Annotated in this window: 17 protein-coding genes and 1 pseudogene; 7 read left to right on the top strand and 11 right to left on the bottom strand. The window is 69.5% G+C overall.

The features are described from left to right. Positions 1-28: 28 nt before the first annotated feature. From D7X12_RS45295 to D7X12_RS18315, 3 genes are all read right to left on the bottom strand, one after another. The gene (locus tag D7X12_RS45295; protein ID WP_341868230.1) at positions 29-397 is read right to left on the bottom strand and encodes an imm11 family protein; all 369 of its coding nucleotides are present in this window, start codon (positions 395-397) and stop codon (positions 29-31) included. A 212-nt stretch (positions 398-609) separates the two neighbouring features. Continuing rightward, positions 610-1,944, bottom strand: a complete 1,335-nt coding sequence (locus D7X12_RS18320) for an AHH domain-containing protein (RefSeq protein ID WP_120626560.1) — start codon at positions 1,942-1,944, stop codon at positions 610-612. A 50-nt stretch (positions 1,945-1,994) separates the two neighbouring features. Further along, positions 1,995-3,008: an oxidoreductase gene (locus D7X12_RS18315; RefSeq protein WP_244224623.1), complete on the bottom strand. Its 1,014-nt coding sequence runs from the start codon at positions 3,006-3,008 to the stop codon at positions 1,995-1,997. A gap of 183 nt (positions 3,009-3,191) precedes the next feature. On the opposite strand from D7X12_RS18315, the gene D7X12_RS18310 reads away from it, so the two are divergent. Then, the gene (locus D7X12_RS18310; protein ID WP_120626558.1) at positions 3,192-3,767 is read left to right on the top strand and encodes a hypothetical protein; all 576 of its coding nucleotides are present in this window, start codon (positions 3,192-3,194) and stop codon (positions 3,765-3,767) included. A 79-nt stretch (positions 3,768-3,846) separates the two neighbouring features. After that, positions 3,847-4,869, top strand: coding sequence for an isopenicillin N synthase family dioxygenase (locus D7X12_RS18305; RefSeq protein ID WP_120626557.1), 1,023 nt, complete (start codon positions 3,847-3,849; stop codon positions 4,867-4,869). A 110-nt stretch (positions 4,870-4,979) separates the two neighbouring features. On the opposite strand, the gene D7X12_RS18300 is transcribed toward D7X12_RS18305, so the two are convergent. From D7X12_RS18300 to D7X12_RS18275, 6 genes are all read right to left on the bottom strand, one after another. Further along, positions 4,980-5,552, bottom strand: a complete 573-nt coding sequence (locus D7X12_RS18300) for a DUF4879 domain-containing protein (RefSeq protein ID WP_158620070.1) — start codon at positions 5,550-5,552, stop codon at positions 4,980-4,982. A gap of 181 nt (positions 5,553-5,733) precedes the next feature. Then, positions 5,734-6,987 (bottom strand): hydroxymethylglutaryl-CoA synthase family protein, encoded by a 1,254-nt coding sequence (locus D7X12_RS18295; RefSeq protein ID WP_120626555.1) that lies wholly within the window; start codon positions 6,985-6,987, stop codon positions 5,734-5,736. A 44-nt stretch (positions 6,988-7,031) separates the two neighbouring features. Beyond that, positions 7,032-8,069: a zinc-binding dehydrogenase gene (locus tag D7X12_RS18290; protein WP_120626554.1), complete on the bottom strand. Its 1,038-nt coding sequence runs from the start codon at positions 8,067-8,069 to the stop codon at positions 7,032-7,034. A 41-nt stretch (positions 8,070-8,110) separates the two neighbouring features. Continuing rightward, entirely contained in the window at positions 8,111-8,854 is a 744-nt protein-coding gene (locus D7X12_RS18285) for a CoA-transferase subunit beta (protein WP_120626564.1), read from the bottom strand. Positions 8,855-8,859: 5 nt separating this feature from the next. Further along, positions 8,860-9,660, bottom strand: a complete 801-nt coding sequence (locus D7X12_RS18280; protein ID WP_120626553.1) for a CoA transferase subunit A — start codon at positions 9,658-9,660, stop codon at positions 8,860-8,862. After that, complete coding sequence (locus D7X12_RS18275) at positions 9,657-10,361, bottom strand: TetR/AcrR family transcriptional regulator (RefSeq protein WP_120626552.1); 705 nt, start codon at positions 10,359-10,361, stop codon at positions 9,657-9,659. Before D7X12_RS18275 ends, D7X12_RS18280 begins: the two co-directional genes overlap by 4 nt. Before the next feature lie 198 nt (positions 10,362-10,559). Here D7X12_RS18275 and D7X12_RS18270 point away from each other — a divergent pair, with 198 nt between their 5' ends. Together D7X12_RS18270 and D7X12_RS18265 are read left to right on the top strand one after the other, a co-directional pair. After that, positions 10,560-12,692, top strand: coding sequence for a two-component system sensor histidine kinase NtrB (locus D7X12_RS18270; protein ID WP_120626551.1), 2,133 nt, complete (start codon positions 10,560-10,562; stop codon positions 12,690-12,692). Beyond that, positions 12,670-14,049 (top strand): sigma-54-dependent transcriptional regulator, encoded by a 1,380-nt coding sequence (locus D7X12_RS18265; RefSeq protein WP_120626550.1) that lies wholly within the window; start codon positions 12,670-12,672, stop codon positions 14,047-14,049. The genes D7X12_RS18270 and D7X12_RS18265 overlap by 23 nt, the downstream gene beginning before the upstream one ends. Positions 14,050-14,082: 33 nt before the next feature. Here the strand turns inward: D7X12_RS18265 and D7X12_RS18260 are convergent. Continuing rightward, positions 14,083-14,202 (bottom strand): annotated as a pseudogene (locus D7X12_RS18260) (transposase); the annotation flags it as partial. Positions 14,203-14,420: 218 nt separating this feature from the next. Between D7X12_RS18260 and D7X12_RS18255 the strand changes: the two are divergent. From D7X12_RS18255 to D7X12_RS18245, 3 genes are all read left to right on the top strand, one after another. Continuing rightward, entirely contained in the window at positions 14,421-14,843 is a 423-nt protein-coding gene (locus D7X12_RS18255; protein ID WP_120626549.1) for a hypothetical protein, read from the top strand. Then, positions 14,840-16,318, top strand: coding sequence for an ATPase domain-containing protein (locus tag D7X12_RS18250; protein ID WP_120626548.1), 1,479 nt, complete (start codon positions 14,840-14,842; stop codon positions 16,316-16,318). Before D7X12_RS18255 ends, D7X12_RS18250 begins: the two co-directional genes overlap by 4 nt. Before the next feature lie 67 nt (positions 16,319-16,385). Next, on the top strand, positions 16,386-17,468 hold the full coding sequence (locus D7X12_RS18245) for a sensor histidine kinase (RefSeq protein ID WP_158620069.1): 1,083 nt from the start codon (positions 16,386-16,388) through the stop codon (positions 17,466-17,468). 429 nt (positions 17,469-17,897) lie between these two features. On the opposite strand, the gene D7X12_RS18240 is transcribed toward D7X12_RS18245, so the two are convergent. After that, on the bottom strand, positions 17,898-19,715 hold a 1,818-nt coding region (locus D7X12_RS18240), incomplete at its 5' end, for an SLC13 family permease (protein ID WP_244224621.1).

Below are 19,715 nucleotides of genomic sequence, written 5' to 3'. Positions count from 1 at the left end.
AGCTCCATCGAGAGTCGTGCTCCGTCGTTCAGACTTCGGTGAAGTGCATGCCAGTGGCGCCGGTGCGCTCCAGCGCCGTCTTGAGATCTTCTGAGACGATGAGGGCGACCTTCCAGCCCCAGGGGCGGAAGACCTGGGCGTTACCCACTTTCGACTTGTCGATGCGCATGCCGTAGACGGAGCGGTATTCGCCAATCCTCTCCGGCTGACCGTGCTTCGCTTCCCAGAAGCGGATCTCCTCGGATGCCTGTTCATTGATGCAACGGATGAGCTTCGTCGCGACCAGGAGGACGTACTGGTCCGGGTGCTTCGGGATGGTGACGGGGATGAGCTGTACGTCGTCAGCAGCCTGCTCCAGGAGCACGTTCGCGAGCTTGACGTGGACAATGGGCGTCATGCCCACTCCCGCCAGCGAGAAGTCCTGGGGGCGTCCAGGCTCAAGGATGGGAACCCGGAGGCGGTCTGTGAGGTGAACAGGCTCTCCCTCTCCGAACATCCAAGGGTTGTCGACCTCTATGGAGTTCATGTCGGCAGGATCGTCCAAGTACCAATTTCCCTCCTGAACATCCGCGCCCAGGTCAAAGAATCGAGTAGCCATATCGTTGGTATTCAGCGTGCCTTGCGTGATGTCAGGAGATTGTTGAGGACTGTTCCCGGGGTATTGGCTTCCTGGGCAAGCTCCTGAAGCTCCCGTGTCAGGGCCTCACGGCATTGCACCACGGTCCGGCAGGTTCTTGTGGCAGTGCTCAGCCGCCTCATCACGAGTTCATGATACTCCTGTGGATGTGGCCCCCGGTGCCCCTTCACCTCGACGATGTTCTCCGGGTCCTTCAACTCCATTCCGGCCTTCTTGAAAAGTCGCCGGAAGGGGGGTGTCCACGGCCCACCGTTCTTCGCGGACTTCTCGTTCCGGATGGTGGCCAGATGATGGCGCTGCGGGGGGCCACGGCGTGATGACATCGCGAGCGCGTTGGGCGCGAGCGCCACGGTGAAGCCCTCGGCCGTCATCGCCACGGAGCGCACGCTTCCCAGGGCAACGTACTGGAAGCCCGCCTGCGTCTCCACCGCGACCGCGGCCTGCGCGGACCCCGGCAGTCCCTGGACCTTCGTCGCGAGCCCCACGGTGTTGCCCACGGCCGCGGTCGCCAGCATCACGAAGATGCGCGCCGCGTTCTCGCCCAGCACTTCCCCGTATGCCTCTCCTGCGTCGCGCACCTGGAGGAAGGTCGTGGCCTGGTCCACGTGGCGCACCAGGGTCACCCACCCATCGAGGATGCGCCACACCGTGTCCACGCCCAGGTACGCAATCGCCGTGGCCGTCATGAGGGCGGAGAGCCCCTTGGACACGGGCTCCGGCAACGTCCACAACAGCAGGTACACCGTCACGGCGGAGGTCAACGTGGCGAGCACCGCCTGGGGATTGGCCAGGTCCTCCAGGGCCTCGGACGTCTCGCGCCACACCGAATCCATCGCGACCGCCATCGCCAGCGCATAGCGGCCATCGCTTCCCAGCAACGGCCCTTCGTCCAGCAGCCGCAGGCAATCCCCCGCCTGCTTTCTGTTCGCGCACCAGCGCTTGTAGCCGCGCGTCAGGTCGTCGGAAGCCTCCAGCAGGTGCAGGTCGCGCACCTCCTGCTCGCCCAGGGGAACAATCTGCCGGGTCCGCGCCCTGAACCCATACAGGCCGCTCCGCTCCGGCAGCCCGAACAGCTCACGGGCCTCCCGCAGGGGATGAGCAGCCGGACGCACCTCCCGCGCGAGCGTCTCCACGGCCATCTTGAATTCGTCATCCCCGAGTCGGGCCGCGGCGGGTGAGGCCCCTTCAGTCTCAACGGGCGTGACGACGGTCCGAACGCCGTCGTCCGTCTCCAGGCTCACCACCCGCGTCGTCGCGCAGCCTGACACGAGCATTCCCAGCAGCAGCGCCCACCCCAGCCGATTCATGTCCGCCTCGCAGTCACTTCCGCCGCAGACGTCACGGCCACAGCAATCGTTTAGAGGGAGGGCAGGGTGATGCGGCGGCCTTCCGCGTCGCTCTGGAGCGCGGCCTGGAGGACCTGCACCGTCTGGCTCGCGCTCACGGCCGTCACGGGCACCGGGGCGCCGTGGAGGATGGCGGCGGCGAGCTGCCGGTAGAACTGCCCGTAGTCGCCGGGCGCCGTGGGGACGGTCTCTCCGGAGACGAGCAGTCGGCCGTGCTGCGCCGCGGGCTCACTGCCGAAGTCCGGATGGCCGGGGCGCAGGCCCGCTTCGAGCTGTCCCTCCTGCGCATCCAAGCCGTGCTTCACGTAGGCGTCCCGGTCCCCCTGCAACACGAAGCGGGGCCACGGCGAATGCACCACGGAGCCCGAGTGCAGCAGCACGCGCAGCGCTCCGTACCGGAGGACCAGGTGGAACCAGTCCGTGCCCTGCGCGCCGGGCCGCTGCCGGCCCAGGTCCGCGACCACCGACTCCGGCAGGCCGAACAGCTGCACCGCCTGGTCCACGAGGTGCGCCCCCAGGTCCCACAGGCTGCCGCCGCCGGGCACGTCCTGCTCCTTCCAGCGCACCTTCACCTGGGGGCGGAAGCGGTCGAAGTGGCTCTCCAGGCTGTACAGCGTCCCCAGCCGTCCCTGGCTCAGGAGCTGGCGCACGGTGAGGAAGTCTCCGTCCCAGCGCCGGTTGTGGAACACGGTGAGGCACAGGCCGCGCTCCTGCGCGAGCGCGTCCAGCCGGAGCGCTTCGTCCGCGTCCAGCGTGAAGGGCTTCTCCACCACGACATGCTTCCCCGCGCGCAGGGCCTGCTCAGCGAGCGAGGCGTGCGAGTCATTGGGCGTGCAGACGACGAGGACCTGGAGGTCCGGATCCGCCAGCAGCGAGTCCACGGTGCCCGTGCGGACCCCCGGCCAGTCGCGGGCCACGACGTCCGTTCGCCGCGACGCCACGGCGGCCAGCGTGAAGGCGGGCTCCGCGGCGACGAGCGGCCCATGGAAGCGCGAGCCGGACAGGCCGTAGCCAAGGAGACCCACGCGAATGACGGAGCCAGGGGCGGGAGCGGAAGCCATGGCCGGCAGGGTAGCGGGAAATGGCTCCGGGGCGGGTGTCGACTCTGTCCCTTATCCGACGATTCAGGGTCAATTACAGAAGTCCAGTCGTAAACAGGAAAAACAAGATTATATGGTTATGCCCTCACTTCGAGGGGGTATCGACACATGAAGCACTTCAAGCGCGCAGGCGTTCGTGGACTTGTCGCCGGGCTGTTCGTCGCCACGCTGTTCGGCTGTGGTGACGAGAGGGAAGCGCCTCACGGAATAGAGGCGGAGACCCAACAAGAGGCGACGAATTGCAGGAATGTCGACGAGACCGATCCCGAGGTCGCGCGAAGTCTCCAGGGCGCGGAACTGACGCCCCTGGGCCCGATCACGGTGCGGCATGAGGATGGGAAGCGGATTTCGTCCAGGCGATTCCAGGTGGAGCCCTCGGGCGCGGCGCAAGCCGTGTCCGGTGAGTCGGTGGCGCCCATGGCTGCCGCGCAATTGATTGTTGAATGTACGGGAAGCTGTACGGGCGGCTCCACCTGTGAGCCTCCCAATGGCTGCGAACTCTTCGGCAACGAGTGCACCCAGCTCAGGTGCCGCGGGGTTGACTGCGTCGGGACCTGCTCGAAGAAGACCTCGGCTTCGCCGCCTGACGCGGGCACTTCGGACGCGGGCACTTCGGACGCGGGTACTTCGGACGCGGGGACACCGGACGCGGGGAAACCAGACGGGGGCGGCGCCCCCAAGTGAGCGGAGCCCTTCGCATCCCCGGGCCCGCTCCGACGCGTTAGAGTCGGAGCTGTCATCCGCCCTGGAGGAGGCCGTCCCCATGGACACCGTGCCCGTCATCGATGTCCGCGCCCTCGTGGATGCCACGTCGAGCCTCGCGGCCCGTCGCGAAGTCGCCGCGAGGATGGGCGCCGCGTGTCGGCACAACGGGTTCTTCTACGTCGTCGGACACGGCGTGGGCGTGGGGCTCCAGGCCCGGCTGGAGGCGCTGGCGCGGGAGTTCTTCGCGCGGTCGGAGGAAGAGAAGCAGGCCGTGCGCATGGCCCTGGGCGGCCGGGCGTGGCGGGGCTTCTTCCCCGTGGGCGGTGAGCTCACCTCCGGCCGGCCCGACCGCAAGGAAGGTCTGTACTTCGGCACGGAGCTGTCGCCGGAGGACCCGCGAGTCCGCGCCGGCACGCCGCTGCACGGTCCGAACCTGTTCCCCCGGGAGCCGGAAGGGCTGCGCGGCGCGGTGCTGGAGTACATGGCGGCGCTCACGTCGCTGGGGCACGCGTTGATGTCCGGCATCGCGCTCAGCCTGGAGCTGGAAGAGGACTTCTTCGCCACGCGCTACATGGCGGACCCCACGGTGCTCTTCCGCATCTTCAACTACCCGCCGGGCCCGGAGGTGGATGGGGAAGGGCTGCCCGTGTGGGGCGTGGGTGAGCACACCGACTACGGCGTGCTCACCATCCTCAAGCAGGACGACGCGGGCGGGCTCCAGGTGAAGTCGCGCCGGGACGGACAGACGCGCTGGATGGAGGCGCCGCCGGTGGAGGATGCATTTGTTTGCAACATCGGCGACATGCTCGACCGGATGACCCGGGGCGTGTACCGCTCCACACCGCACCGGGTGCTCAACCGCGCCGGCCGCGACCGTCTGTCATTGCCGTTCTTCTTCGATCCCAGCTGGACGGCGGAGATCCACGCCATCGACTCCCCGGTGCTCCGGGACGCGGGCGCGGATGACCAGGCGGAGCGGTGGGACCGGCAGAGCGTCCACGCCTTCCGGGGCACCTATGGGGACTACCTGCTGGGCAAGGTGGGCAAGGTGTTCCCGGACCTGCGCGCGGAGGTGTTGTAGGCCCGCGGGCATTCGGTTCCCCCGCGACGGACCGTCCAGCGTGAAGGGCTGACGATGCACGCGGTCCGCGTGCATCGCCCGCCGGGTTCAGGGAACCGGGGTCGCCAGTATCAGAGGATCGACATGGTGTCGGACATGGTGTTGAAGGGCGAGTTGATCGACGTGCTCTGGTAGTAGAAGGTCCCGCTCTGGTTCCCAGAGACGTCGTAGTAGCGCATGAAGCCTACGATGACCTGTCCGGGCGAACAGGGCATGACGAGGTTGCCAAAGCCGTCATCACAGATGCTGTCATTGGCGTAGTTCATGGATCCTGACACCGCGGAACCGGCCATCGTGACGTAGCGAGACGTGCCGTAGCCAAGCTCGAGCACCGCCACGAGCAACACGTCGCCCCCGTGGTCATAGGCCGTGGTGACCTGCGAGGCCGAGACACTCTCCCAGCCCACGTTGCTGGACCCCACCGCATAGACCTGCACGTAGCTCAGCGCGGGAGCGGGACCGAGCGTCGTCACGCCCTCCGTGGACATGGGCAGCTTGCCCAACTGGCGGGAGCTGACGTCCAGCGTCTGGCCGCGAAGGGTGCTGTCAACGAAACGGCGGGCCGTCTCGGACGGGGCCACCTCGGTGGCGGAGGCGGTCATCGACACAGCAAGAAGGGCACCAGCGAGCAGCTTGCGAATCATGGGGATTCTCCCGTTCATCTTGGTTTTGGACACGCACCGGGCGTGTGTCGCGCAAGATACGGGTGCCCTGGAGTGTCCCAAACTTTGTTGACAGGATGATTCACTCCCGGTCCTGATGTACCTCCTCCGGGTGCGGGGCAACCCAGGGGCGGTTGGCAATGACAACCCAACCCGTTCCGGACTACGCGCCCGCGTACTTGCGGCGGTGCTCGTGGATCTCCGCCAGCCGGAACGTGCCCGGCTCCGGCGCAATCGCCTCCGGCGCGTCGTACGGCAGGTTCATCAGCCGCTCGTACTCCTCCACCGACACGCGCTCGCGCTTCGCCAGCACCGTGTCCAGGTCCGCGCGGGCCATGCGCTCCGCCGCCTTCTCACCGACGACGCCGGAGTAGAACTCCGCGCAGCAGCCGCTGCCGTAGGACAGCAGGCCCACGCGCTGGTTCGCCAGCGCCGCGCCCTCCGCGTGCAACTGCCCCGCGAGCGCCAGGTACAGCGACGCCGTGTAGACATTGCCCACCCGAGCGTTCAGGCCCAGCGACTTCGCCACCTGCGCGTCGTAGCTGGCCTGTGACTTCGCCGCCTCGTCGCGCGCCTCGGCCGGAACCGACCCCGGGCCCGCTGCGTCCTCCAGGTCGCACAGCCGCACCTGCGCGTGCGCCTTGCGCGCCATCTTGCAGAAGGGCACGTGGTACAGGATGCGCGCCAGCTGCTCGCTGGGCAGCTTCGAATCCCAGCGCACCAGCCCCTGCTCCATCGCGCGCTCGCGCCAGCCCCGGTACGCTCCCGCCATCGCGTCCAGGTAGCAGGTGATGGAGTAGTGCCCGTCCACCAGCGCCTCCCGGCGGCCCACCGGCCTCCAGAAGTCATACACGTCCGACGTGCACACGCCGTTGAGGCCCACGTCCATCGCCAGCAGGTCCGGCGTCTCCGACACCAGCAGCGCCACCGCGCCGCCACCCTGGGTGGGCTCGCCCGCCGTCTTCAGCCCGTAGCGCGCGATGTCCGTGCACACCACCAGCGCCGTGCGGCCCGCCCCGGCGCCGGAGGCGATCCACTCCACCGCCGCCATCAGGCCCGCCGTGCCGCCGTAGCAGGCGTGCTGCGAATCGAACGTGCGCATGGAACGCGGCAGCTTCAACAGGCCGTGCACGTGCGATGCGATGGGCTTCGAGTGGTCCACGCCCGTCTCGGTGCCCACCACCAGCATGCCCACCTTGGAGGTGTCCACGCCCTGCTGCTTGATCAGCCGCGCCGCCGCCGTGGCCGCCAGCGACACCGAGTCCTCGCCCGGGTCGTTGATCGCCATCTCCTTCGCGCCCAGGCCCGCGGTGAACTTCGCCGGGTCCACGCCGCGCGCCCGCGCCAGGTCCTCGATGTCCACGTACCGCCGGGGCACGGCCACGGCCAGCGCTTCGATTCCAACCCGCTTCTTCATGGGGAGCTCCTCAAATCTCGTGGTGCTTCGCGTGTTCGAATGACTCAAGCCTCGGGCGGCACCAGCACCAGCCGGCCCGCCACCTCGCGGTTCTCCAGTCGGAAGTGCGCGCGGCCCGCATCCGCCAGCGCCACCTCTTCCGACACGAAGGAGCGGATCTTCCCCGCCGCCGTCAGCCGCAGCGATTCGTCCAGCTCCTCGCGCGTCGTCGCGTACGCCCCGAGGATCTCCAGCTCCTTCACGATGACCAGGCCCGGGTTCAGGTTCACCACCCCCGACTCCAGGTTGCCCACCACCACCACGCGCCCGCCCGGCGCCATCGCCTTGAGCGTCTGGTCGAAGGTCGCGCTGCCGACGATCTCCACCGCCACGTCCACGCCGTTGCCGGACGTGCGCTTGCGCGCCTCCGAACCGAAGTCCAGCCCGCGCGACACGATGACCTCGTCCGCGCCCGCCTCCTTCAGCGCCGCCACCTTCGCCTCGCCGGAGGTGATGGCGATGACGCGCGCCCCGTCCACCTTGGCAAGCTGCACCGCCGCCAGTCCCACGCCGCCGCTCGCGCCGGTGATCAGCACCGTCTCACCGGCCTTCACCCGGGCGCGCGTGCGCAGCGTGTGCACCGCCGTGCCCAGCGTGCAGCACACCGTGGCGGCCACCGACCAGGGCAGACCCGACGGCACGCGGCCCAGGCCCCGCACCGGCGCGACCATGAACTGCGCGTAGCCGCCCTGCAGCTCCTCGCCGAAGAAGCGGTTGTCCGTCTTGCACAGGCTGTTGCGGCCGGCGAGGCACAGCGCGCACTCGCCGCAGGACATGCGCTGCAACGTGGCCGCGCGGTCCCCCACCTTCCAGCCCTCCGTGTTCGGGCCCACCTCCACCACCTCACCCGCGGCCTCGTGGCCCAGGATGGCGGGCACGTGGGTGCGCGGCAGGTTGCCGCGGCGGTTGATGACGTCGTGGTAGCAGACGCCGCACGCGTGAACGCGCAGCAGCACCTCGCCCTTGCCCGGCCGGGGGACCGGCACGGTCTCCAGACGCAGGTTCTCGGCACTCCCGAACTGGCGGAGAACGACAGCTTCCATATGCGGTGCCTCTTTTTCTGTGTCGCGAAAGGGGAAAAGCATCAGCTCCCGACGAGCGCGTCGCGGAGGTTGCGGGGATCCAGCGCGCGGATGGCCGTCACCGTGCGCGCGTCCGGCAGGGACGTGACAGGCAGGGCGTCCGGCACCGCGAACTCAAAGCCGGTGCGCTCGGCGATGCCCTCCACCGACGCCCACGGGTGCCGGGACAACAGCCGGGCACCGTGCGGGCCGCCCACCTCGAACGTGCCCAGGTCGGAGATGAGGCGCACCGGACGGCTGGGGTCGCGCGTGGTCGCCACCTGCACCTGCGGCACGAGGTTGCGGCGCGACTGACGCGGCACCAGCAGCACGGGGTTCTTCACCCACTGGCGCAGCGTGGCCGCGCCCGCGACGCCGGGGAACTTGGCGCGCGGCTTCTCCAGGCTGCCGGACGCCGTCATGTTGGTGCGGCCCGCCGGGTCCACCTCCACCGCGCCGAAGAACACCGTGTCCACCCGGCCGCGCCGCGCGTGGTCGAACAGGTCCGCGATGCTCACCTCCGCCGACCGACCGTTGAGGTAGCGCAGGTCCTCCGACGAGGGGTACAGCTCCGGCAGCTCCGGATCCAATGAGCCCACGCACGCCAGGTACGTCAGCCCCGGCGCATGGGTGGCCCGCGCGACAGCAATCGCCAGGATGACCAGCGGCGACGCCACACCCGTGGCCACCACCGCGCCGTCTTCAATCTCCCGGGCGAGCAGCGACACCACCGTCTCCGCGGGCGTCGCGTCCATCGTCATTGCCATCGCCGTCATGCCGCGCTCCGCGTCGCGCGCAGCGACATGAGGAAGGCCCGTGCTTCACCGGCCTCGGCCGCGGCCAGGTAGGCGGAGAGCATCGCGTCGTCGTGCGGGTACTGGCCCAGGCAGCCCGTGGGCAGGGCGCCGCCGGGGGCGAGCACCACGCGCTCCACCTGGAAGCCCGGGATGGTGACGCGCGACAGCTTCGGCACGCGCTGCTCCACCGTGGCCACCACGCGCTTCGCCGCGCCCGCCACGAGCAGGTCCGTCGTGGGGTCCTCGATGTAGAGGTTGCCCTTGTCATCCGCCGCCTGCGCGTGGATGAGCGCCACGTCCGGGTAGAACGCGGGCTCCACCGGCACGCGGCGGCCCGTGAACGGGTCCTCCACCGTGCGCGGCACGTCCATCTCCGCCAGCTCCGACACGTCCGCGTCCGGCGCGGGGATGAACGGCAGCCCCATGGACGCCGCGCGCAGCCGCTGCACCACGCGGTAGCCGTCGTGCTCGCGCCAGGCGATGTCGCCCGCTTCAATGGCCCGCTTCAGGCAGGGCAGGGGACGCACGCGGTTCTCCAACACCAGCGCGCCAAAGGGCAGCTCCACCCGCTTGAGACACCCGCCCGCCACCAGGAACTCCGCTGGCAGCGGGTTGGGCAGGGAGATGAGCTGGAGGTCGCGCTTCTCCTGCGCCACCAGTTCCAGCACCAGCGCCATGGGCGCGCGGCCCAGCATGAATCCGCCGGCCGCGAGCGACGCGCCGTTCGGAATGGAGGCCACCGCCTCCGACAGCGAACTCCAACGAGCGCGGTTCACTGGGGCTCCTCCCCCGACGCGGCGCGCGGCACCATGCGCAGCGGCGCCGGTTCGGTCGCGTCCGACGTCGTCGGAGTGACCGGGGAGGCTGCCCGGGGAGCGGCACCCGCGGAGACGCCGGGGAGGATCATCGCCACCATTCCGTCGGCGATCTGCTCCTCGGTGAGGCGCCCGTCCGGCTTGAACCACTTGTAGACCCAGAGGACCATCCCCAGGAACGAGAAGGCCGCCACCGTGGGGTCCACGCCGGGCAGCAGGCCCTGCGCGATGGCGTCCGCGAACGCGCCCTCCAGGAAGCGCACGTAGCGCTTCTTGCGCCGGTCGATGAACTCCCTGGCCTCACCGGTGAGCGTGGCGTGCTCGTGGAGGATGATGATGACCTCCTTGCTGCGCCCGCTCGTCACCAGGTGGATGTTGTTGCGCATGCACAGGCGCAACCGCTCGACGGGGTCCACCACGTCCTGCACGGGCGCGAGGACCTGCTCCTCGAACACGTCCATGCCGTAGTTCATGATGGCGAAGAGCAGCTGCTCCTTGTTCTGGATGTGGTGGTAGAGCCCCGCCTTCGTCATGCGGCACGCGGCGGCGATCTCCTGCATCGACGTGCCCTCGTAGCCCCGCTCACAGATGAGCCGGGCCGCCGTCTCCAGGATGGTCCGGTACCGCTCGCCCTCGTCCGGTTTGCGCCCCGTGGGTGTCACGCGTGCTCTCCTTGCCGGCCTGCTTCTCCAGGCCCGGGCTGAATCGCCTACCGACCGGTAGGTCAATTCGCCTACCGACCGGTAGGTAGCACTGGCCGACGCGCTCCGTCAATGGGGATGTATTGGCGTTCAGGTGGGACAAAAGGCCCTGTAAACAAGGACTTGGGACGACTTGTCAGGTTAGGTTGCGGGACACCCATGCGGTCCACGCTCCTGCCCATCCTGCTGTTGTGCGCCGCGCTGGCGAGCGTCGGGGTGGGGGTCTGGACGCTGGTGAAGCGCAGCCGCACGACCCTGGTGGAGCAGTTCGCGGGGGACCGGCAGAAGCAGCTGGACGAGGCCGTGGGCGGCGTCACCGACTCGCTGGAGGAGGTGGGCAAGAACCTGCGCTTCGCTGGCGAATTGATGTCCCAGCCGGGCACCCTCCCGGAGCACCGGCGCGAGCTGCGCGCGCTGCTGGAGGCGGTGGGCCAGTACAAGGCCATCGCGGCCTATGACGGCGAGGGCGCGGAGCGGCTGTTGCTGGTGGACCGGCGCTCGGACTCGAAGGTGTCGCGCGAGGGGATGGTGCCGGAGATGGCGGAGACGGCGCGGCGCGCGCTCTTGCGGCCTCCCGGGGACCTCACCACGTCGCCCATCCTGGATGCGGCCAACGGGGGCTGGCTGCGCATCCTCGCCACCGCGCTGCCGGCCAAGGACGGCAAGCCCGAGGGCGCGGTGGCGGTGCTGGTGGACACCGAGTCGTTCTTCGCGCCGCTGAAGATTGTCACGTCGGACCTGGAGACGCGGCTGCTGCTGGTGGGCACGCACGGCCAGCCCACGCCCGCGAGCGACGCCGGGCTGTCCGAGTGGTTCGGCCGCGCGACCCAGAAGGACGCGGGCGTGCCCGGGTTCGCGTTCCTCGTCTCGCGCCTGAAGGCCGGCGCGCGCGGGATGCTGCCCCTGTCGGAGCAGGAGGCGGAGCGGCTGGGGCTGGGGCGCGCGGAGGTGGTGGCCGTCTACACGCCCATCCGGATGCGCGGCGGCAACCACTGGGCGGTGGCGACGCTGGTGTCCACCGAGGCGCTGCGCTCGCACGAGCAGGCGTTGGTGGTGCGGCTCTTGGGCGCGGGCGGGCTGGTGGCGTTCTTCCTGGTGGCCTTCGCGGTGTACGTGGTGCTGGCCCGGCGGCGCGCGGTGGCGCTGCGGGAGAGCCGCCGACATGCGGCGCAGCTCGCGGCGCTCCATGACCGGACGCGAAAGATATTGGATCACATCCCCACGGGCGTCCTCGCGCTGACGGCGGACGGGCGGATCAGCGCCGTCAACCAGGCCCTGCGCGCGCGCGTGCCCGGCAACGTCACCGGCGCGCCGCTGGCGTCCGCGTTCCCCGGGGCCCCGGAGCCGGTGCTGGAGCGGATCCGCGCGCTGGTGGCGTCCGCAGGCCAGGAGGACCGGCCGCTGAGCCTGCTGGGCGAACCGCTGACGCTCTTCGGCGAGGAGGGCACGTACAACCTGCACGCGGTGCCGCTGACGGCGGGGGATCCGGAGGAGGAGGTGCGCGCGCTGCTCGTGGTGGAGGACCTGAGCGACGTGCGCGCGCTGGAGACGCAGCTCCTGCGCGCGGAGAAGCTGGCCACGGTGGGCGTGCTCGCAGCGGGCATCGCGCATGAGATCGGCACGCCGCTGGGCGTGGTGCGCGGCCGGGCGGAGTACGTGCAGGGGAAGCTGGGCCCGGCGCATCCGCAGGGGCCGGGCGTGGGCGTCATCATCGAGCAGATTGATCGCGTGAGCCGCACGCTGCGCCAGCTGCTGGACTTCTCGCGCCTCCAGCCCGCGATGGTGCGACCGGTGGCGCTGGGGCCGCTCGCCCGCAGCGTGCATGAGCTGCTGCGCGTGGAGGCGGAGCGGCGGCAGGTGTCGATGACGCTGGACGTGCCGGAGTCGGTGCCCGCGCTGGCGGCGGACGCGGATCAGCTCCAGCAGGTGCTGCTCAACCTGCTGCTCAACGCGTGCGATGCGTGCAGCGCGGGCGGGCAGGTGCGGGTGTCCGCCTCCGCGCTGGTGGGGCCGGAGGAGGGGGCCTGGGGGCTCGTCGCATTCACGGTGCGCGACGATGGCTGCGGGATTCCGAAGGAGCGTCTGAACCAGGTGTTCGACCCCTTCTTCACCACGAAGAAGCGCGGACAGGGCACGGGGCTGGGGCTGACGATGGTGGCCCACGTGGTGCGCAACCACGGGGGCCGGGTGGAACTGGAGAGCACGCCGGGGCAGGGCACGCGCGTCACCGTGCTGTGGCCCGTGGCCCGCGCCGTGCCAGAGGACCGAAATGCAGAGCGACAAGCCGTCTGACGCACGCACCGCCGCCCATGTCCTCGTCGTGGATGATCACGTGGAGATGGGGCGCATGCTCCAGGAGCCGCTGGCCGACGCGGGCTGGACGGTGGACCTGGCCACGGGTGGCCAGGAGGCGGTGACGCTGCTGCGCTCGCGCGTGTACGACGCGGTGCTGAGCGACCTGCGCATGGAGCAGGTGGACGGGCTGGACGTGCTGGACGCGGCGCGCGCGGTGGACCCGGAGCTGCCGGTGCTGCTGATGACGGCCTTCGGCGGCGTGGAGAGCGCGGTGGAGGCGATGCGCCGGGGCGCGTACCACTACTTCACCAAGCCCTTCCGCCTGGACGAGGTGCGGCTCTACCTGGGCCGCGCCCTGGAAGACCGCCGGCTGCGCGCGGAGCACCGGGCGCTGAAGCAGGCCTCGCAGGAGCGCTCCGGCCTGGGCGCGATGGTGGGACGCAGCGCCCCCATGCGCGGGCTGTACGAGCTGGTGGACCGGGTGGCGCACGCGGCGGCCCCGGTGCTGCTGCGAGGCGAGAGCGGCAGCGGCAAGGAGCTGGTGGCCCGCGCGCTGCACTTCGAGGGCCCGCGCGCGCCCGGCCCCTTCGTGGCCGTCAACTGCACCGCGCTGCCCGGGCCGCTCCTGGAGAGCGAGCTGTTCGGCCACGTGAAGGGCGCCTTCACTGGCGCCACGTCGGTGCGGCGCGGCCTGTTCGTGGAGGCGCACGGCGGCACGCTGTTCCTGGATGAGATTGGCGACATGCCCACGGAGCTCCAGGCGCGGCTCTTGCGCATCCTGGAGGACGGCGAGGTGCGCGCGGTGGGCTCGGACGCGCACCGCACGGTGGACGTGCGCGTGGTGGCGGCCACCCATCAGGACCTGGAGGCGCGCGTGCGGGAAGGGCGCTTCCGCGCGGACCTCTTCTACCGGCTCAACGTCGTCACGCTGCGGGTGCCCTCGTTGAAGGAGCGCCGGGAGGACATTCCCCAACTGGTGGAGCACTTCACCGCGCGCTCCCGGGCGCGCAACCCACGCTCCCGCGTGACGGCGCTGTCCCCGGAGGTGGTGGCCGCGCTGGGCGCCCTGCCGTGGCCGGGCAACGTGCGCGAGTTGGAGAACCTGGTGGAGCGGCTGGTGGTGCTCGTGCCCCGGGAGACGGTGGAGCTGGAGGACCTGCGGCCGCATGTGCCGGTGGCGGAGCCGGAGCCGCATCCGCTCGCCCTGGCCCAGGAGGGCGTGTGGCCCCTGCGCCGGCTGGAGGGGGAGTACATCCACTGGATGGTGCAACACTGCGGCGGCAACAAGACGCGCGCCGCGGAGCTGCTGGGCATCGACGTGTCCACCATCCACCGGCGGGAGCGGGAGCGGTAACGACAGGCTGCCCGACAGGCCGAACTGCTTTCGAGGCAGCATCTCCCACGGGATGCCGCTCCTCAGCACGAAGACGATGGCCTCCAGCGCAGCCCGGTCGTCTGCCCGAGGGCGGCCCCGCTTCTTCTTGAGCCGGGGCGGAGGCGTAACCATTGTAATAGGGCCCTGAGTTCCGGCTGGGATTGCCCTGGCTGCTCACGTCCGTTCTCCCCTCTGCCCAGCCGACTTGAAGACGTCATTGACGGCCCACGCACAGGGGCAAGGAAGAGAGCCATGGTGCGCACGCTGGATGAGAAGCCGCGGGGTGCCGAATCCCCGCTCGATGTCGAGCAGGACGGAGCCTCGCGAAACTCCATGATCGCGGCGGAACCGTGACCCGCCCGAACCCGGCGCAGCTGGAGCGGGCCCGGCGATTGCTGGCGCACGAGGGTGCGGCCGGCAGCGCGGGCGAGCCTGCGACGACGGCCGCCAGCCGTGTCTACGACAAGATCCATGCGCACATGGCGCCCCTGGTGGGCTCCACCGGCGTCCAGCTGTTGTTCCTGAGGAGCGCAAAGCTGGCGAAAGGCGATTTCGAGTGCTTCGCCGAGGTCTCCAGCCTCGAAGGCCCGACGAAGCTGCACGAGCGGCTGCTGGCCAAGGATCCCGCCGTCACCATGGAGTCGGCCGCGATGCTGTTTGCAACCTTCTTCGCGCTCCTCACGACCTTTATCGGAGAGCGACTGACGAACCAGGTACTCCGCAGCGCCTGGCCGACACTCGAAGGGGCGGCACCCTGGGAGACAAACGAATGAGCGACAGCGTTCCGATTCGCAAGCTGAGCACCGGGGTGCCGGGGCTCGATGAAGTCTTGGGCGGCGGGATTCCGGAATTCTCCTTCAACCTGATCGGCGGCGGCCCAGGCTGCGGCAAGACGACGATGGCGCATCAGATCGCGTTCGCGAACGCGAGCCCCGAGCGGAGGGCGGTGTACTTCAGCATCATCGGCGAGCCTCCCATCAAGATGCTTCGCTATCAGCAACAGTACGACTTCTTCGACGCCGCCAAGGTGGGCGACGGCACGGTTCGCTTCATCCACCTCGGCCAGCAGGCGCTCGAGGGAGGGATGGGGAAGGTGCTGGAAGCCATCGTGCAGGAGATCGAGAAGTCGGCTCCGAGCATCGTCGTCGTGGACTCCTTTCGGTCCATCATGCGAAGCACGCTCACCACCGGGCCGGGCGGCGAGCGTGAGCTGTCGGACTTCATGCAGCGCCTGGCGCTGACGCTCACCAGCTACGAGGCCACCACCTTCCTCATCGGGGAGTATGCGGACGGCGAGCATGACAGCGCGGTGTTCACGGTGGCCGACGGGCTTATCTGGCTCTTCCAGGCCATCGATCGCAACTCCGTCGTGCGCAAGCTGCAGGTGATGAAGATGCGGGGCCAGGGGCAGATCCCCGGCCTGCACACGGCCCGCATCACGGGCGCGGGCTACAGCGTCTTCCCCCGACTTCTCAAGCCGGCGGAGCTCATCGCCAGGCACCCGCTCGAACATCGCCTCTCGACCGGAGTGCCAAGCCTCGACGAGATGTTGGGGGGTGGCATTCCGAGCGGGTACTCCATGCTCATCGCCGGGCCTTCGGGTTCGGGCAAGACGGTGCTCTCCAATCAATTCATCGTCGAGGGAGCCTCGCGCGGCGAGAACGGGATCGTGGCCATCTTCGAGAAGCGGCCCAACGACTATCTCCAGACCACGCCGCGCGGGCAGGAATTCGAGAGGCTGGTCCGCGAGAAGCGGTTGGAAGTCCTCTACCTGCGCCCGTTGGATCTCTCGATCGACGAGACCTTGCTGGAGATTCAGAATGCCGTGAAGCGCCTGGGCGCCAGGCGGGCGGTGATCGACTCGCTGTCCGGTCTGGAGCTGGCGCTCGCGCCCACGTTCCGAGAGGACTTTCGCGAGTCACTGTACCGGATGATGGGAGCGCTGGCAGGGCTCGGCGTCACGGTCCTGGCGACGGTGGAGATGGCCGACTCCTACAACGATCTCCGGTTCAGCCCCCAGGGCATCGCGTTCTTGACGGACGCCATCATCATCCAGCGCTACGTCGAGCTCGACGGGCAGCTCAAGCGGGCAATGGCGGTCGTCAAGGTGCGCTCCAGCCAGCACAGCAAGGACCTGAGGGAGTACGAGATCTCGTCGGACGGCGGGATCGCCGTGGGCCGGGCGCTCAAGGGGTTCAAGGGCCTGCTTACAGGCACTCCGAGCGGCGAGGACAGAGGAGGCGGATGACGAAGCAGGAACTGGAAGCGCCCTCCTGGCGCTAAACGGGTACATGCGCGTGCACAAGGGGCGAGTCATGACAAAGCAAAGCATCACCGTCGAGCTGGACGACGAGACGATCCGCTACCTGTCCGTGCTCGGCCCGCCGACCGACGTGCTCGCGCGCCTGGCGTATTCCGCCGCCGAGGGCGTGCGCCACCCCAGCTACCCGAAACGCGACCAGACCGACAAGAGCCTGCGCGTCGAACGGAACACGTCCGACGACCGCGATGAGGGGAGGCGCAAGCTCCTGGCGGTCGAACGCGAGTCCACCGACACGGATCTGAGCGGCGAGCGCTCTCACTCCGATACGGTGCTCGTCGACCAGCGCGAAGCGAACGAGCGGATGGTCGGCGCAACGATTCAGGCGCAAGAGCTGGCGGACGTGGCGGACGCGGCCAAGGAGCGCGCGGAGAAGAGCGAGCGCGAGCTGCGCACGGTGGCCGAGTTCCGGGAGATGTTCATTGGCATCCTCGGGCACGACCTGCGCAACCCGCTGGCGTCGATCGCCATGGCCGCCGCGTCGCTGCTTCGGCGCGGACATCTCGACACGCACGACGCGGAGATGGCCGCGCGCATCATCCGCAGTGGCCAACGCATGAGCCGGATGATCACCCAGCTGCTCGATCTCACGCGCGCGCGTCTTGGTGGCGGGTTGTTGATCGAACCGAAGCCGGCCGACCTGCGTGAGATCTGCCAAAGCGTCGTCGAGGAGTTCGAGGCGACCCTTCAACTGGAGGTCGAAGGCGACGTGACAGGCGCCTGGGACGCGGATCGTCTGGCGGAAGTCCTCTCCAACCTCACGGGCAACGCCATCCAGTACGCCACGCCTGGGACGGGCGTGGTCATCAAGGCACGCTCCGACGGAGCGGCCGTCGTCGTCGAGATCAGCAACCAGGGCGAGCCCATTCCCGCGGACGTCCTCCCGTTCATCTTCGAGCCGTTCCGCCGAGCGCGCCATCACGAGAAGTCGGCGAGCGGGAATCTCGGCCTCGGCCTCTACATCGCCCACCAGATCGTGCTCTCGCACGGCGGCACGCTCGAGGGTCACTCCGCTGACGGCACGACAACCTTCGTGGTGCGCCTGCCACGCCGTCCTCCCGGCGCTGGCACGTCATGACGAGCAAGAGGCCCTCTGCGCCTTCGAAGCGCAGCGTCACGACGCCACTGTGCTCAAAGGGCACTGGAACGAGATTGTCGAAGAACGCGTCGCCGACTTTGAGACTGCCGTTGGCAATCCGCATTGCTCCGGTCTGGGGCGCGCTTTCAACAGCGCCGCCCCCGGCGGTGAGCAGGGCCTGCTGCGTCCAGCCTGTGCCCGGGTCCTCCGCAGGGCGACCGTCGCTCATGTGCAGGTAGACCTTGAGCCGTAGCACGACCGCTCCATCGCCCCGCTCAATGGCCTCGACCCTGCTGTCGTGGAACTCGACCGCGCAATGTTCCTCCGACATGAACTCCCCTGCGCTTGGGCGGGACCTACCGCATCTCCAGCGTACGCCGGGCGCGGGCCCAACGTGCACAGCGTTCGCCGGACGGATACCGGGGGGCCTCAGCTCCGCGTGAAGGGCCAGACGAGCGGCACCGCGAACGTCAGCAGCACGAGCATCAGCACGGTGAGAGGCGTCCCCACCCGGAGGAAGTCGACGAAGCGGTAGCGCCCGGGCCCGTACACGAGCGCGGCGGAGGGCTCCAGGGGCGTGAGGAACGAGCACGACGCGGCCAGGCAGATCCCCAGGGCGAAGGCCCGCGGGTCGAGCCCCATGTCCATCGCGGCGTGGATCCCCACTGGAAGCATGATCAGCGCCGCGGCCTGGTTGCTCATGGGGATGGAGAGCAGGACGGTGGCGATCATGATCACGCAGAGCACCCCGCGCGGCCCCACGAAGCCCGCCACGGGAAGGACGGCCCGCGCCATGACCTCTCCCGCGCCGCTCTTCTCCACCGCCTGCCCCAGGGCCAGCAGCGCGCCAATCAGGATGACGACCCGCCAGTCCACGCGGAAGGCCGTGCGGGTGTCGACACAGCCTGTCGCCACCATCGCCACCAGCCCGGCCAGCCCCGCGATGGCGGGGGAGGTGAGGCGCAGGCCCGCGACGATGACCGTGGCGGCGAAGATGATCACGGCGAGCAGGGCGCGCCGGTAGCGCGGTCGCTGGTATTCGACGCTGCCGAGCACGGTCAGCTCCTCGTCCCGCGCGAGCTCCCGGACCCGCTGCTCCGGTCCCCCCACGAGCAGCAGGTCGCCTACCGACAGGGAGATGTTCTTCAGGGCATCCCCGCTGGCGAGGCTCCCCATCAGGTCCAGGTGGCGGTGGGAGCCTTGAAGCGTGGGGTGGCGGTGGATGGCCATCGCCACGAGCCCGTAGCGGTCCGCGAAGCGGATGTCCCGCAGGGACCTGCCGGCCAGGGCCGACGTCGGCGGCACCGACACCTCCGTGAGCGCATGGGATTGGCGGGGGTCCTCCGGAATCCGGAGGTCGGCGCGGAGGCCGATGCTGCGCAGATCCTTCACCCGCAGGATGTCGTCCAGGCTGCCCGCGATGATGAGGTGCTCCCGGGCCTCCAGCACCTCCCGGGGGTCGGGAGGCCGCATGACCCCGTCGCGCACGACGCCCCGCACCGGGACCCCCAGACCCTCGGTGACGTAGCGCAGCTCCTTTCCAATGAGCCGGGAGCCGGGCGTGAGCACCGCCTCCGTCACGTACTCCCGCTGGGGCAACGCACCCGCGCCCTGCTCGCCCTCGCGCTCGGGCAGGAGCCACCGCATGAGGACCAGCGTCGCGAGGATGCCGATGATCGCGAGCGGAAGCCCCACGGGCGCGAGCTCGGTGAAGCCAATGCGCTCCAACCCCCATTGCTCCATCGCCGAGCTGACGACGAGGTTGGTGGACGTGCCGAACAGGAAGATGGTCCCCCCCAGCATCGACGTGAACGCCAGGGGCATCAGCAGCCTGCGCGAGGACACCTTCGCCTGCGCGGACGAGGCCGTCGCGACGGGGAGGAAGGCCGCCGTCACCGCCGTGTTCGAGGCCACGGAGGAGAAGCCACAGACGGCCACCAGCAGCATGAGGATGAAGGCCTGCGGGCTGAACCGCGCGAAGAACAGCAGCCGCCGCCCCACGATCTGCATCACCCCCGTGGCGCTGAGCCCCTGCGTCAGCGCCAGGAGCGTGAAGATGAAGATGGCCGTCTCGCTGGAGAACCCGGACAGGGCCTCCTGGGGCGTCAGGAGCCCGCTCAGCACCAGCATCACGACGATGGCGAGGGAGCTCACCTCGGTCGGGATGCGGTCAATGGAGAGCAGGACGATGGCCACCACCACCACGCCCAGCGCGAGTGTCACCACCATGGCGGGAAGGTGGGGGCG

Source organism: Corallococcus sicarius (genome assembly GCF_003611735.1).
GTDB classification, from domain to species: domain Bacteria; phylum Myxococcota; class Myxococcia; order Myxococcales; family Myxococcaceae; genus Corallococcus; species Corallococcus sicarius.
Note: the sequence above shows the minus strand (reverse complement) of the source record. Positions and strands in the feature narration are given on the sequence as shown.

Excerpts from the sequence above, each read along its gene's own strand:
- D7X12_RS18250 (WP_120626548.1), top strand. The coding sequence starts at position 14,840 with ATGAGCGACAGCGTTCCGATTCGCAAGCTGAGCACCGGGGTGCCGGGG.
- D7X12_RS18265 (WP_120626550.1), top strand. The coding sequence starts at position 12,670 with ATGCAGAGCGACAAGCCGTCTGACGCACGCACCGCCGCCCATGTCCTC.
- D7X12_RS18270 (WP_120626551.1), top strand. The coding sequence starts at position 10,560 with ATGCGGTCCACGCTCCTGCCCATCCTGCTGTTGTGCGCCGCGCTGGCG.
- D7X12_RS18295 (WP_120626555.1), bottom strand. The coding sequence starts at position 6,987 with ATGAAGAAGCGGGTTGGAATCGAAGCGCTGGCCGTGGCCGTGCCCCGG.
- D7X12_RS45295 (WP_341868230.1), bottom strand. The coding sequence starts at position 397 with ATGACGCCCATTGTCCACGTCAAGCTCGCGAACGTGCTCCTGGAGCAG.
- D7X12_RS18320 (WP_120626560.1), bottom strand. The coding sequence starts at position 1,944 with ATGAATCGGCTGGGGTGGGCGCTGCTGCTGGGAATGCTCGTGTCAGGC.
- D7X12_RS18310 (WP_120626558.1), top strand. The coding sequence starts at position 3,192 with ATGAAGCACTTCAAGCGCGCAGGCGTTCGTGGACTTGTCGCCGGGCTG.
- D7X12_RS18290 (WP_120626554.1), bottom strand. The coding sequence starts at position 8,069 with ATGGAAGCTGTCGTTCTCCGCCAGTTCGGGAGTGCCGAGAACCTGCGT.
- D7X12_RS18300 (WP_158620070.1), bottom strand. The coding sequence starts at position 5,552 with ATGATTCGCAAGCTGCTCGCTGGTGCCCTTCTTGCTGTGTCGATGACC.
- D7X12_RS18305 (WP_120626557.1), top strand. The coding sequence starts at position 3,847 with ATGGACACCGTGCCCGTCATCGATGTCCGCGCCCTCGTGGATGCCACG.
- D7X12_RS18285 (WP_120626564.1), bottom strand. The coding sequence starts at position 8,854 with ATGGCAATGACGATGGACGCGACGCCCGCGGAGACGGTGGTGTCGCTG.
- D7X12_RS18245 (WP_158620069.1), top strand. The coding sequence starts at position 16,386 with ATGACAAAGCAAAGCATCACCGTCGAGCTGGACGACGAGACGATCCGC.